The 12879-nt window shown below is 68.7% G+C and carries 12 protein-coding genes; 5 read left to right on the forward strand and 7 right to left on the reverse strand.

The window, feature by feature from the left end:
- Both nirJ and AC1Q5S_RS14200 read left to right on the forward strand, forming a co-directional pair.
- Nucleotides 1–1260, forward strand: coding sequence for a heme d1 biosynthesis radical SAM protein NirJ (gene nirJ, locus AC1Q5S_RS14195; RefSeq protein ID WP_422205528.1), 1260 nt, complete (start codon nucleotides 1–3; stop codon nucleotides 1258–1260).
- Nucleotides 1253–2917 (forward strand): cytochrome D1 domain-containing protein, encoded by a 1665-nt coding sequence (locus AC1Q5S_RS14200; RefSeq protein WP_492239014.1) that lies wholly within the window; start codon nucleotides 1253–1255, stop codon nucleotides 2915–2917. The genes nirJ and AC1Q5S_RS14200 overlap by 8 nt, the downstream gene beginning before the upstream one ends.
- A 116-nt stretch (nucleotides 2918–3033) precedes the next feature.
- On the opposite strand, the gene AC1Q5S_RS14205 is transcribed toward AC1Q5S_RS14200, so the two are convergent.
- From AC1Q5S_RS14205 to ruvA, 6 genes are all read right to left on the reverse strand, one after another.
- On the reverse strand, nucleotides 3034–3768 hold the full coding sequence (locus AC1Q5S_RS14205; protein ID WP_303833089.1) for an ABC transporter ATP-binding protein: 735 nt from the start codon (nucleotides 3766–3768) through the stop codon (nucleotides 3034–3036).
- Nucleotides 3769–3835: 67 nt separating this feature from the next.
- Nucleotides 3836–5062, reverse strand: coding sequence for an ABC transporter permease (locus AC1Q5S_RS14210; protein ID WP_303833090.1), 1227 nt, complete (start codon nucleotides 5060–5062; stop codon nucleotides 3836–3838).
- 10 nt (nucleotides 5063–5072) lie between these two features.
- Nucleotides 5073–6371: an efflux RND transporter periplasmic adaptor subunit gene (locus tag AC1Q5S_RS14215; protein ID WP_303833092.1), complete on the reverse strand. Its 1299-nt coding sequence runs from the start codon at nucleotides 6369–6371 to the stop codon at nucleotides 5073–5075.
- Between the two features lie 33 nt (nucleotides 6372–6404).
- Nucleotides 6405–7463, reverse strand: a complete 1059-nt coding sequence (gene ruvB, locus AC1Q5S_RS14220) for a Holliday junction branch migration DNA helicase RuvB (RefSeq protein ID WP_287878566.1) — start codon at nucleotides 7461–7463, stop codon at nucleotides 6405–6407.
- A 37-nt stretch (nucleotides 7464–7500) separates the two neighbouring features.
- Nucleotides 7501–8976 carry a trypsin-like serine peptidase gene (locus AC1Q5S_RS14225; RefSeq protein ID WP_422202725.1) on the reverse strand — a complete coding sequence of 492 codons (1476 nt, stop codon included), beginning with the start codon at nucleotides 8974–8976 and terminating at the stop codon, nucleotides 7501–7503.
- Between the two features lie 26 nt (nucleotides 8977–9002).
- On the reverse strand, nucleotides 9003–9578 hold the full coding sequence (gene ruvA, locus AC1Q5S_RS14230; protein ID WP_092697522.1) for a Holliday junction branch migration protein RuvA: 576 nt from the start codon (nucleotides 9576–9578) through the stop codon (nucleotides 9003–9005).
- Between the two features lie 82 nt (nucleotides 9579–9660).
- On the opposite strand from ruvA, the gene AC1Q5S_RS14235 reads away from it, so the two are divergent.
- From AC1Q5S_RS14235 to AC1Q5S_RS14245, 3 genes are all read left to right on the forward strand, one after another.
- Nucleotides 9661–10620 carry a PhoH family protein gene (locus AC1Q5S_RS14235; RefSeq protein WP_303833097.1) on the forward strand — a complete coding sequence of 320 codons (960 nt, stop codon included), beginning with the start codon at nucleotides 9661–9663 and terminating at the stop codon, nucleotides 10618–10620.
- Nucleotides 10621–10674: 54 nt separating this feature from the next.
- The gene (gene ybeY / locus AC1Q5S_RS14240) at nucleotides 10675–11133 is read left to right on the forward strand and encodes an rRNA maturation RNase YbeY (RefSeq protein WP_303833099.1); all 459 of its coding nucleotides are present in this window, start codon (nucleotides 10675–10677) and stop codon (nucleotides 11131–11133) included.
- 284 nt (nucleotides 11134–11417) lie between these two features.
- A complete protein-coding gene (locus tag AC1Q5S_RS14245) occupies nucleotides 11418–12158 on the forward strand; it encodes a sulfite exporter TauE/SafE family protein (protein ID WP_303833101.1) in 741 nt (246 codons plus the stop codon).
- Between the two features lie 212 nt (nucleotides 12159–12370).
- Here AC1Q5S_RS14245 and AC1Q5S_RS14250 read toward each other — a convergent pair whose 3' ends face one another.
- A complete protein-coding gene (locus tag AC1Q5S_RS14250; RefSeq protein ID WP_092697517.1) occupies nucleotides 12371–12817 on the reverse strand; it encodes a universal stress protein in 447 nt (148 codons plus the stop codon).
- Between the last annotated feature and the right edge of the window lie 62 nt (nucleotides 12818–12879).

A 12879-nucleotide genomic window follows, 5' to 3' on the forward strand; every position in this document is an offset into this window, starting at 1 on the left:
ATGTTCCGCATCAGCCACTACATGCGCGAGCTCGCGCACGCAGAAAAAACCGGCCAGTATCCCGAAGCCGTGCTCGCACGCCGCGGCAGCGGCGGGGCCCCAGGCCCGGTTGTCATCTGGAACCTGATCCGCCGCTGCAACCTGACCTGCAAACACTGCTACGCGCTATCGGCCGACCACGACTACGAGGGCGAGCTGTCCACCAACGAGGTGTTTGGCGTGATGGACGACCTCAAGGCCTGCCGGGTGCCGGTGCTCATCCTCTCGGGGGGCGAGCCCTTGATGCGGCCCGACATTTTCGAGATCGCCGAGCGCGCCAAGGCCATGAAGTTCTACACGGGACTCTCGACCAACGGCACGCTGATCGATGAGGCCATGGCCGACCGCGTGGCCGCCACGGGCTTCGACTATGTGGGTATCAGCCTCGATGGCCTGCGCGAGACGCACGACCATTTCCGGCGCCTGGAAGGTGCCTTCGAGCGCAGCCTGGCCGCCGTGCGCCATCTGCACGCGCGCGGCGTCAAGGTGGGGCTGCGCTTCACCATGACGGCCATGAACGCGCACGACCTGCCGGCACTGCTGGAGCTGATGCGCACCGAGGCCGTGGACAAGTTCTACTTCTCGCACCTCAACTACGCCGGGCGCGGCAACATCCACCGCGGCAAGGACGCGCAGTTCCAGGCCACGCGCGACGCGCTCGACCGGCTGTACGAGCGCGCCTGGCAGTCCGCGCTGGAGGGCCGCGACGAAGACTACGTGACCGGCAACAACGACGCCGACGGCCCCTACCTGCTGCAGTGGGTGCGCGCGCGCCTGCCACAGTGGGAAGCCCCGCTGCGCGAGCGCCTGGTGGCCTGGGGCGGCAATTCGAGCGGCGTGAACGTGGCCAACATCGACAACCTGGGCACCGTGCATCCCGACACCATGTGGTGGCACCACGACCTGGGCAACGTGCGCCAGCGCCCGTTCTCGGCCATCTGGTCCGACACCTCCGAGCCGCTGATGGCCGGCCTCAAGGCGCACCCGCGCCCCGTGGGCGGGCGCTGTGCACAGTGCCACTACTTTGCCGTGTGCGGTGGCAACACCCGCGTGCGTGCCCAGCAGCTCACCGGCGATGCCTGGGCCGAAGACCCCGGCTGCTACCTGCGCGACGACGAGATCGGCCTCGCGGCGGGCAGCGATGCGCAGCGCGTCGCGGTCACCCCGTTCAGCAGGGGCCGCCGCATCATCGACATCCAACCGGAGAACGAACATGCATGACACCCTGCGCCGCCTTGCCGCAGGTGCCGCGCACCTGGCCCTGGGCGCGGGCCTGCTCTGGATGGGCCATGGCCTCGCCCAGGCGCAGCCCCACGGCACCGCAGCGGCGGCCGGCACGGCCGCCACCCGGGCGGCAGCGCCCACCACCACAGCCGCTGCCGCCGCGCTGTACCGCACGCACTGCGCCAGCTGCCACGGTGCCCAGCGCACCGGCGGCATGGGCCCGGCGCTGCTGCCCGAGAGCCTGGCGCGCCTGCGCCGCCCCGAAGCGCTGAAGGTCATCCAGGAGGGCCGCGCCGCCACGCAAATGGCGGGTTTCGCCGGCACGCTGGCACCCGCCGACATTGCAGCCCTGACCGACTGGATCTACCAGCCCGTCCACCCCACGCCGACCTGGAGCGACGCCGATGTGCGCGCCTCGCGCGTCGAAACCGCGGGCGCCAAGGACCTGCCGGGCCGCCCCGCCTGGAAGGCCGACCCCATGAACCTGTTCGTGGTGGTGGAGGGCGGCGACCACCATGTCTCGCTGGTGGATGGCGACCGCTTCGAGGTCATCCACCGCTTTGCCAGCCGCTACGCGCTGCATGGCGGCCCCAAGTTCACCCCCGATGGGCGCTTTGTGTTCTTTGGCTCGCGCGACGGCTGGATCACCAAGTACGACCTGTGGAACCTCACGGTGGTGGCCGAGGTGCGCGCCGGCCTGAACATGCGCAACGTGGCCGTGAGCGGCGATGGGCGCTGGGTCATGGCCGCCAACTACCTGCCGCGCACCGTGGTGCTGTTCGACGCCGACCTGCATTTCGTCCAGCGCTATGACGCCACCACGCTCGACGGCAAGGAGGCCTCGCGCGTGTCGGCGGTGTACGACGCGGCTCCGCGCAAGAGCTTTGTGGTGGCGCTCAAGGACATTCCCGAGGTCTGGGAGATTTCCTACGACCCCAAGGCCCCGCCCATTTATGACGGCCTGGTGCACGACTACAAGATGGGCGAGTCTATCGCCAAGCCGGGCTACCACGGGGTGCGCCGCACACCGCTCGATGAGCCGCTGGATGATTTTTTCTTTGACCAGGACTACCGCCATGTGCTCGGCGCGACCCGGCCCAAGACCGGCGCGGCCGACGGCGCCCCGACGGCGCAGGTGGTCAACCTCGATGTACGGCGCAAGATTGCCGAGCTGCCCATTGCCGGCATGCCGCACCTGGGCTCGGGCATCACCTTTGCCTGGAACGGCACCACCGTGCTGGCCAGCCCCAACCTGAAAGACGGCGCCATCGACGTGATCGACATGAAGCACTGGAAAAAAATCAAAACCATTGCCACGCCGGGCCCCGGCTTTTTCATGCGCAGCCATGAAGCCACCCGCTACGCCTGGGCCGACTCGATGATGAGCCCCACGGCCAAGGACACACTCACCCTGATCGACAAAACCACGCTCACGCCCGTGGCCACGCTGCGCGAGCCCGGCCGCACGCTGGCGCATACCGAATTCACCAAGGATGGCCGCTACGCGCTGGTCAGCGTGTGGGAGACGGACGGTGCGATCATCGTGTTCGACGCGCAGACGCTCCAGGAGGTCAAGCGCCTGCCCATGAGCAAGCCCGTGGGCAAATACAACGTGTGGAACAAGATCACGCGCTCGGAAGGCACCTCGCACTGAACGCGCCAGCGATTTTCAAGGTCCAACAGGCCTCTGGCGCTTATTTCTCAAACGCCAGAAGCTATCAAAAAAATAGCATCACTGTTGCCGCGCGGTGGGACTCAACCCCGCGGCATTCACGGCCGCAGCGCTGGCAGAGCGCTGGGCACCGGCTCCACGCCGGCGGTGATCGCCCCATCGCGCGCAATGCGGCCGTCGATCAGCTCGACCAGCCGGTCGCAGCGCGCGGCCAGGCGCGGATCGTGCGTGACCACCACAAAGCTCGTGCCGCGCTCGGCATGGATGCGGCGCAGCAGGGCGAACACTTCCGCTGACGAGGCGGTATCGAGGTTGCCCGTGGGCTCGTCGGCCAGCACCAGCGGCGGGTCCATGACCAGCGCGCGCGCAATCGCCACACGCTGCTGCATGCCGCCCGACAGCTCACCCGGGCGCTTGTCGATGGCCTGGGCCAGGCCCACGGCGTCCAGCAGGCTGCGTGCGCGTTCGCGCTGCACGGCGCTGATACGGCCTTCGGCCATGAGGGCCGGGAGCGTGACGTTCTCCAGCGCCGAGAAAGCCGGCAGCAGATGGTGGAACTGGAAGACAAACCCCAGCGTGCGGCGCCGGCGCAGCGTGAGCGCGGCGTCGTCCAGCCCCTGCACGGCTTCGCCATCCAGCCGGTAGCTGCCCGATGTCATGCGCTCGAGCAGGCCCAGGATGTTGAGCAGCGTGCTCTTGCCCGAGCCCGAAGGCCCCATGAGCGCAATGAACTCGCCGCGGCGCACCTGCAGGGGGATGCCGTGCAGCACCTCGGCCTCGCTCGCGCGGCCCACGTTGTAGCTCTTGCGCACATCGCGTAGTTCGATCAACATTTTTGCAATCCATTGCACTGCGAGAGCGGGGGGAAGCGGCGCAGCCGCACAGGGGGGTGTCTCATCCCTACATGCGGATGGCTTGCGCCGGGTCGAGCGCCGCCGCGCGCCGCGCCGGTGCCACGGCGGCCAGCACGCCGCAGACCGAGGCAATCAGCGCCACCTGCAGCGCCGTGGCGGGCGGCAGGGTGATGGAAAACAGCGGCAGGCCGTCCGAGCCGCGCACGAAGTGGGTGAACACCCAGATCAGCGCCACCGCCAGCAGCAGACCCAGCACCGAGCCCAGCGCCCCCACCACGGCGCCCTGCACCAGAAACACGCGCAGCACCTGCCCGCGCGTGGCGCCCATGGCGCGCAGGATACCGATCTCGCGGCCCTTTTGCACGACCGACACCACCAGCACGCTGGCGATGCCCAGCACGACGACAGCCAGCACCACGCCCCGGATGATGCCCGTGCTGATCGACTGCGCATTCAGCGCCGACACCAGCTGGGCATTGGTTTCCTGCCAGCTCTCGATCTTGTAGGGGAACCGGGTCTGCAGCCCGCGTGCCAGGGCCTGGGCGACCCACACATCCTTGAGGGTCAGGTCCAGCTGGCTGGCGCCACCGGGCAGCGCCAGCAGGCTTTGCGCGGCGCGCAGGGGCACGATCACGGTGCGCCGGTTCAAATCCTTCACCCCCAGGTCCACCAGGGCGGTCACGCGCACCGAATCGCTCACGCTCCCAGTCTGCACCGTGAAACGGTCGCCCACGCGCACACCCAGGTCGGACGCCAGCTCGCGCCCCACGATGGCCTCGCCGGGCGACAGGCGCGCGCTGCCGCTCACCACCTTGGAGCGCAGCCCGACCACGCGGTCATAGCGGTCCAGATCCACGCCCATCAGGGCGATGGCCTGCGATGCCTCGCCGCGCAGCGCCAGGCCGCTGCCCGACACCATGGGCGAGACCCCGGCCACTTCGGGCAAGCCCTCCAGCAGCGGCACCAGGGCCTGCCAGTTGGCCACCGCGCGCAGGCGCTGCGCGCGCGGCTGCGTTTCGGTCAGCACGGCCGCGCCGGGCACCGGCAGGGCCGCCGGCGTGACGAGATCATCGGGTGCCCGCAAGGTGATGTGCGCCTGGGCGCCCAGCGTCTTGGCCAGGGTGTTCGATTGCAGGCCGTTGATCAGCGCCGAGATGTAGGCGATGACCGCCACCCCCGCCGCCACGCCCACGATGATCAGCACCGTCTGCATGCGCCCCTCGCGCAGAAAGCGCAACGCCACACGCAACTCGAAGCCGGGCCAGATCAGCATGGCAGCACGCTCAGCGGCCCATGGCGTTGGTCAGCGCGGCGCCGGCGTCGGCCCCCTGCCCTTTGCCCAGGGCACCGGCCCCGGGCGCCGCGGCGCCCGCGGTCCATTCCACGGGGCGGGCACGCACGCGCTCGCCCGCCTGCAGGGTGCCGCCGCGCAGCACGGTGTCGCCCTCCGCCAGGCCGTCCAGCACCTCCACGGCATCGAGCGTGCGCAGGCCCAGCCGCACGCTGCGTCCCTGGGCACGGCCGTCCTGCAGCACCAGCACGGTGCCGGCGTCGCCCACCACGGCGCCGCGCAAGGCAGACTGGGGCAGCACCAGGGCGGTTTCGCGCCGGGCGGTCTCCACCTCGACCGACAGGGTCATGTCCTCGCGCAGATAGGCAGGCGCCTGCTGCTCCAGGGCAAACTTCACCTCGACCGCTCCGCGCTGGGCATCCACCGCCGGTGCGATGGACAGCACGCGCGCCGTAAAGCGCTGGCCAGCAAACGCATCGGCCACCACCGAGGCCTTCTGGCCCGGCTGCAGCTGGTCCAGAAAGCGCTCGTCCACCTGGGCCACCAGCTGGGTCGGCCCGGCCAGCGCCAGGCTGAGCAAGGCCTTGCCGGGCTGCACGATCTGCCCGGGCTCGACCGCGCGCACCAGCACGCGGGCATCGCTGGGCGCCACCAGCGTGGCCTGCGCCAGGCGGGCCTGGGCGGCCACGGTGGCCGCCTGGGACAGCGCCAGCTGTGCCTGCGCCTGCGCCACGTCGGTGCCGGCATCGGCGTTGGCCTCGATCTGCGCCTGCGCATTGCGCTGCTGCGCCCGGGCCACATCGACCGCACGGCGGGCTTCGTCGAGCTGCGCGGGACTGTAAAAACCGTCCGCCACCAGCTGCTGCACCCGCGCCAGGCTGGCGCTGGCGGCCTGCAGCGTGGCATCGGCCTGGGCCCGTGCGGCTTGCGCGGCACTGCGACCGCTGCTGCGCAGGCCCGCCAGGCGCGCCTGCGCCTGGCGCTCGGAGGCCACCGCCTGCGCCAGCGCGGCGCGCAGCTCGTCCGATTCGAGCTGCACCAGCACCTCGCCCTGGCGCACCTGCGCGCCTTCGCGCACGCGCACCTGCGCCACCCGGCCGGTGACCGTGCTGCCCACATCCGCGCGCGACAGCGTGGCCACGCGGGCCGAGAACTGCAGGGTGCGCACCAGCGGGGCCGACTGCACCGTCAGCGCATCGACCTGCGGGCCGCGCAGCGCCCAAGCCGCCACGCCGGCAGCCACCACCAGCACGGCGGCGCCCAATGCCGCGGCAAGCCAGCGGCGCTTCACAGCCAATTCCTCAATGCCATGGGTGCGCTTCGATCATTCGGAGAAAAGTCCGCCCGCCGCCTGCGGGGGCGTGACGCCCAGGTGGCGATAGGCGGCCAGCGTGGCAATGCGCCCGCGCGGCGTACGTTGCAGGTAGCCCTGCTGGATGAGATAGGGCTCGATCACGTCCTCGATGGTGCCCGCCTCCTCGCCAATGCTGGCGGCGATGTTGTCCAGGCCCACGGGGCCGCCGTCAAAGCGGTGGATCAGCGCCTCCAGCAGCTTGCGGTCCATCACGTCAAAGCCCTGCGGGTCCACGTCGAGCATGGCCAGCGCCCGGTTGGCGATGTCGCGCGTGATGCGGCCCGAGCCCTTGACCTCGGCGTAGTCGCGCACGCGGCGCAGCAGCCGGTTGGCGATGCGCGGCGTGCCGCGCGAGCGCCGCGCCAGCTCAAAACCGCCTTCGTCATCCATGGGCGTGCCCAGCAGCCCGGCGCTGCGCGTGACGATGCGCGCCAGCTCTTCGGGCGTGTAGAACTCCAGGCGCGCGACGATGCCGAAGCGGTCGCGCAGCGGGTTGGTCAGCATGCCCGCGCGGGTGGTGGCGCCCACCAGCGTGAAGGGCTGCAGGTCGAGCTTGATGGAGCGCGCCGCCGGGCCTTCGCCGATCATGATGTCGATCTGGTAGTCCTCCAGCGCGGGGTAGAGGATTTCCTCGACCACCGGGCTCAGGCGGTGGATCTCGTCGATGAACAGGACGTCGTTCTTTTCGAGGTTGGTCAGCAGCGCGGCCAGGTCCTTGGGCTTTTCCAGCACGGGGCCGCTGGTCTGGCGCAGGTTCACGCCCAGTTCGGCCGCGATGATATGGCTGAGCGTGGTCTTGCCCAGGCCGGGCGGGCCGAACAGCAGCACATGGTCCAGCGCCTCATCGCGCTTTTTGGCTGCGCCGATGAAGATCTCGAGCTGCTCGCGCGCCTTGGCCTGGCCCACGTATTCCTGCAGCAGCTTGGGGCGCAACGCGCGCTCGATGGCTTCTTCCTGCGGCGATGCGGGTGCGGCGGAGATCACGCGCTTGGGCGGCGCGGGGGCGAAATCGTCGGTCTGGATGGTCATGCCATGTGCGGCCCCTGCGGGCGGTTGGGGTGCCGGTTCATGGCGCCGGTTTCAGCCAGTTCTTGAGGGCCACCTGGAATGCCAGGTCATAACGGCCGTAGTAGTCGTAGCTGGAGGGATTCTGGCAACTCGCGGCACCGCCCAGCAGCTGCCCTGCCACGTAGCGCTTGCTGCCAATGGGCAGGAACAGGCTGGAGCCACTGCTGCCACCCTCGGTGGTACCGGCATTCCAGCCCACAGCCAGAAAACGCCCATCCTGGGGTGTGCTGACCTGGCAGGTCTCAAAGGTGCAATTGTTGAACTGCTTCACCGCCCCCTCGCTGAGCTTTTGCAGATCGCCCTGGGGGTGGTGGATGCCGGCCATGCCGGCGCCCACGGCCACGGCGCCAAAATAGGAGCCGGCAAACACGATACCGTCCGGTGGCGCTGCGTTGAGCCGCATGAACGATGTGTCGGTGGCCTCCTGCGCGTACAGCAGGGTTGCGCCGCCATTCAGGCGCCGCGCGCCCGCGTTGACCTCGGTGGTGTTGCAAGCGGCCGATCGGTAGAACCAGTCGGTCGTCACGGAAGACGCCGCCGTCTGCGTGGAAACGCAGTGGTTGGCGCTCAGAAAATACGGGGTGGCGCTCGACTGTGCATCATTGAGCAGCGTGCCCGTGCAGACGAAGGTGCTGCCGTTGTCCACAAAAATCATGCGCGCCACCGAACGGCTTTCGCTGCTGTATTCGGGCCGGCACGACACGTCGATGTTGCAGGTGGCCGCCTCGCCCACCTTGGTCAGGCTGTTTTGCGCCGCACGCTCCGGCGAAACAAAAAAGTGCGACAGCGTGGGCACGGCGATGTCGAGCTGGTCCAGGTCGGCGCTGGCCGGCAGCTCCAGCTCCAGCGTGGTCTCGGCGCCGCCGAAATCGGGGCTCCAGTAAGTGCGCGCCGCATCGCCGGTGTCTCCCGCCTGCAGGTTGCGCGCCAGGGTGCCCAGCACCTCCTGGCCCGACACCTCGAACGCCGCGTCACCGCTCTGCGCATAAAACCGCAGCGTGGTGCCCGCCGGCAGCGAACGCACCAGCAGCCCCAGGCGCACGCCCTGCGCACCTTCCGCCGCAAAGCGGATGGCGGCACGCTGCGTGCCCCGGTCGGTGGGAGACCATTGCAACTGGCCCCGCAGGCCCGATGAAGTGGCCGTGGCGCTCACCTCCCGGGCCAGGCCAATTTGCTGGCGCATGCCGCTGCCCGGGATGGACGCGGCCTTTTTCTGCAGGGGCTGCAGCGCTGTGGCCGCCAGCGGCCCCAGCCGCACGGGTGTGGCCTGCGGTGCACGCCCGGCAGTGCGCAACGGGAATGCCGCTGCCTTCGCCGCCTTGCCCAGGCTCGGGTCAAAGGGCTCGATCCGGTCGGCCGCCGATACCTCTGGCGCCGGCGAATCGCCCCCGCCGCCACCGCCGCAAGCGGCCACCAGCAGCGCTGCACCCGCAGCGCACACCCAATGCATCGAATACCGGAGCTTCATTGCCATATCTTCCTGAAATCTGAGGGTTGGGGTTATTTCGCCAGCGCCTTGAGCGCCAGCTTGATGCCGTCACTGACACCCACATCCGGCGGCAAGGCCTTCAGCGCCGCCGCCGCCTCCTTGTCGTTGTAACCCAGTGCCAGCAGCGCCTGCAGGATATCGGCCTGCGCCTCGCTGGTGGCATGCGCGTGGGCCGTGCCCATGTCGGCGCCCAGCTTGCCCTTGAGTTCCAGCAGCAGGCGCTCTGCGGTCTTCTTGCCGATGCCCGGCACCTTGACGAGGCGACCCGCCTCCTGCAGCGTGATGGCCTGCGCCAGATCGCCCACGCCCATGCCCGAGAGGATGGACAGCGCAGTGCGCGGGCCCACGCCACTGATCTTGATGAGTTCGCGGAACGCCTGCCGCTCGGGCACCGTGGCAAAGCCATACAGCAGCTGCGCATCCTCGCGCACGATGAACTGCGTGAGCAGGCCCACGCGCTCGCCCACAGCGGGCAGGTTGTAGAAGGTGCTCATGGGCACATGCACCTCGTAGCCCACGCCGTGGCAGTCGAGCAGCACCTCGGGCGGGTTCTTCTCCAGCAGGGTGCCGGTCAATTTGCCTATCATGGATGTCCTTTGCCGGCGAATGCAGCCACTGCTGCGCCGTCCTTCTTGCCGTGTTTTCCTTTGTCTGACTGGAATTATCCGCGTGATCCTGCGCCACACCTTCACTCCCCACAACAACACCCGGCTGACGCACCTGTGCGGACCGGCCGACGTGCATCTGCGCACCATCGAGATTGCGCTGTCGGTGAACATTGCGCACCGGCACGAGCAGTTCAAGGTGGATGGCCCCAAGGCCAAGGCCACGCAGGCCATGGAACTGCTGCAGGCCCTGTACGAGATGGCCGAGCGCCCCATCACCGAAGACTACCTGCAGCTCATGCTGGCCGGCGATGCTGCGCTGGTGGAAGCGCCCGAGGGCGCCATCGTGCTCAACACCCGCCGGGCCGACCTGCGCGGGCGCACGCCCATGCAGAACCTGTACCTCGAAAACATCGCCGCGCACGACATCACCTTCGGCATCGGCCCGGCCGGCACGGGCAAGACCTATCTGGCCGTGGCCTGCGCCGTGGATGCACTGGAACGCAGCGCCGTGCAGCGCATCGTGCTGACCCGCCCCGCCGTGGAGGCGGGCGAGCGCCTGGGCTTCCTGCCGGGCGACCTGGCACAGAAGGTGGACCCGTATCTGCGGCCGCTGTACGACGCGCTCTACGAGCTGATGGGCTACGACAAGGTGCAAAAGGCCTTCGAACGCAACGCCATCGAGATCGCCCCGCTGGCCTTCATGCGCGGGCGCACGCTGAACAACGCCTTCGTGATTCTGGACGAAGCCCAGAACACCACGCCCGAGCAGATGAAGATGTTCCTCACCCGCATCGGCTTTGGCGCCAAGGCCGTGGTCACGGGCGATGTGAGCCAGATCGATTTGCCCAAGGGCGCGATGAGTGGCCTGGTCGACGCCGAGCGGGTGCTCAAGCGCGTGAAAGGCATTGCCGTGACGCGCTTCACCAGTGCCGACGTGGTGCGCCACCCGCTGGTAGCGCGCATTGTGGACGCCTATGACGCGTCCCGCCGCGCGCCGGCCACACGCAACCGCGCCGCCTGACCTCCCCTTTTTTCATAGCAAGTAGCGCCTGATACATCCGCGCTAGAGGCATCAATGACCTTGAAACAACTCTCCCTGTCACTGCAGTTTGGCCGTTTTGACGGTGCCGCTGCCCACCGCGCCGTGCTGCCACGCCACAAGGTCACGCGCTGGATCCGCCACGCGCTGGCCAGCGATGCGGAAATCACCGTGCGCATCGTCGATGCCGACGAAGGCCAGGCCCTGAACCGCGACTACCGGCACAAGGACTACGCCACCAACGTGCTCACCTTCGATTACACGCAGGAGCCCGTGGTGACGGCAGACCTGGTGCTCTGCGCCCCCGTGGTCGAGCGCGAGGCGCGCGAACAGAACAAGGGCCTGGAGGAGCACTACGCCCATCTGCTGGTGCACGGCGCCCTGCACGCCCAGGGCTGGGACCACGAAACCAGCGAAGCAGATGCGCAGGAGATGGAGGACTACGAAACCGCCATCCTGCAGGAACTGGGGTTTGCCGACCCTTACGAGAAATAGCGCCGGGCGCAGGATGGCCCACGGCAAAGCAATTGCACCTTTTTTGCACCCAATTGCCCGCCAATACGGGTGGGTCTCCACCTAAGATCGCCGCAACGCCGCAACGCCGCAACGCCGCAGACCGCCCGGCAAGGCACTTGCCCGAAGGGTTGGCGTGACATCGGGCGGTTGGACGCCCCGGCTGCTTGCATGGGCATGAGCCCATGCGGCGCATCCGAAGCATCCACGCATCCCGATCGCACTCCCCTGTGATCTCCAAAAAGACATTGAACAGGTTCTAAGACATGTTGGAAACCGCTCTGCTGCTTGCCGCCGCCTTCGTGGCCGGTGCCCTCAATGCCGTTGCCGGAGGCGGCAGTTTTCTGACCTTGCCCGCCCTGGTCTTCACCGGCGTGCCGCCCGTGGTGGCCAACGCCACCGGCACCGTGGCCCTGCTGCCGGGCTACCTGGCGGGCGCCTGGGGCTTTCGCGAAGACACGGCCCCGCCGCCCGGTCTGTCGATGCGCCTGCTGGTGGTGCTGTCGCTCCTCGGTGGCGCGGCGGGCGCGGCGCTGCTGCTGGTCACGCCCGACGCCACCTTCCGCCGCGTCGTGCCCTGGCTGCTGCTGGCGGCCACGGCGCTGTTTGCGTTCGGACCGCAGTTGCGCAAGGTGCTGGCCGGCGGTCAGCCTTCGACCGCCAAGGCCACCCTGGGCGTGCTGGCCGTGGCGGCCTACGGCGGCTACTTCAACGGCGGCCTGGGCATCTTGCTGCTGGCGCTGTTCGGGCTGCTCGGGCAGACGAATCTCAACGCCATGAACGGCCTGAAGAACTGGGTGTCGGCCCTGCTCACCGCGATCGCGGTGGCCATTTACGCCGCAGGCGGCCTGGTGCTGTGGCCGCAGGCGCTGATGATGATGGTGGCCGCCACCGCAGGCGGCTACGGCGGCGCGCGCGTGGCGCGGCGCATTCCGGCGCCCATGTTGCGCTGGGGCATCGTGGCGACGGGGCTGGTGATGGCCGCCCTGTTCTTCTGGCGCCAGTAATTCCATTTCCAGACCATCCGTGTCGTTGTTGCTTCGCCTTGCCATGCTGCAGCACTGTCTGCGGCTTCGCGCCTGGACACGAATGGTCTGGCAACGGAATGAGGCAACTGACGGTCTATCCGGGGCGGCAGGCCAGGCCAGCGCCCTGGCCTGCGGCGGTGCAGCCTGCGGGGCATGCGCCATGGTTCGCTTATTTCAGGAACAGGCCCGGTTCAGGCCCCGCGCACCAGCAGCACGGGCACCGGCGACTGGCGCAGCACCTGCTCGGCATCGCTGCCCAGCAGCATGCGGCCCACGCCGCGCCGGCCATGGGTGCCCAGCACGATGAGTTGCGCACCCCATTCCCTGGCCTTGGTGATCACGAGGTCGCTCACACGCCCGGCGTAGCTTTCATACAGCTCGGTCTCCACCGGCACCCCGGCGGCACGCACCCGGTTCTGGGCGTCCTGCAGCACTTCCTGGCCGGCCTTCTTGAGCGACTCGAACACTTCTGCGGTCAGCGCCATGCTCGACTCGAAGCTCGTCATGAACGAGATTTCGTCCACCACATGCAAAAGCCGGATCGTCGAGCCCATCACCCGCGCCAGGGCAATCGCCTCCTGCAGCCCCGCCAGCGACGTGGCGCTGCCATCCACGGGAACCAGAATCTTTTCGTACATGGAAAACTCCTGCGAAAAAATACATGGTAGCCCTGTCCATTCCGGGTGGGACGACCGCGGTG

Source organism: Acidovorax sp. GW835-FHT14B10, assembly GCF_058793725.1.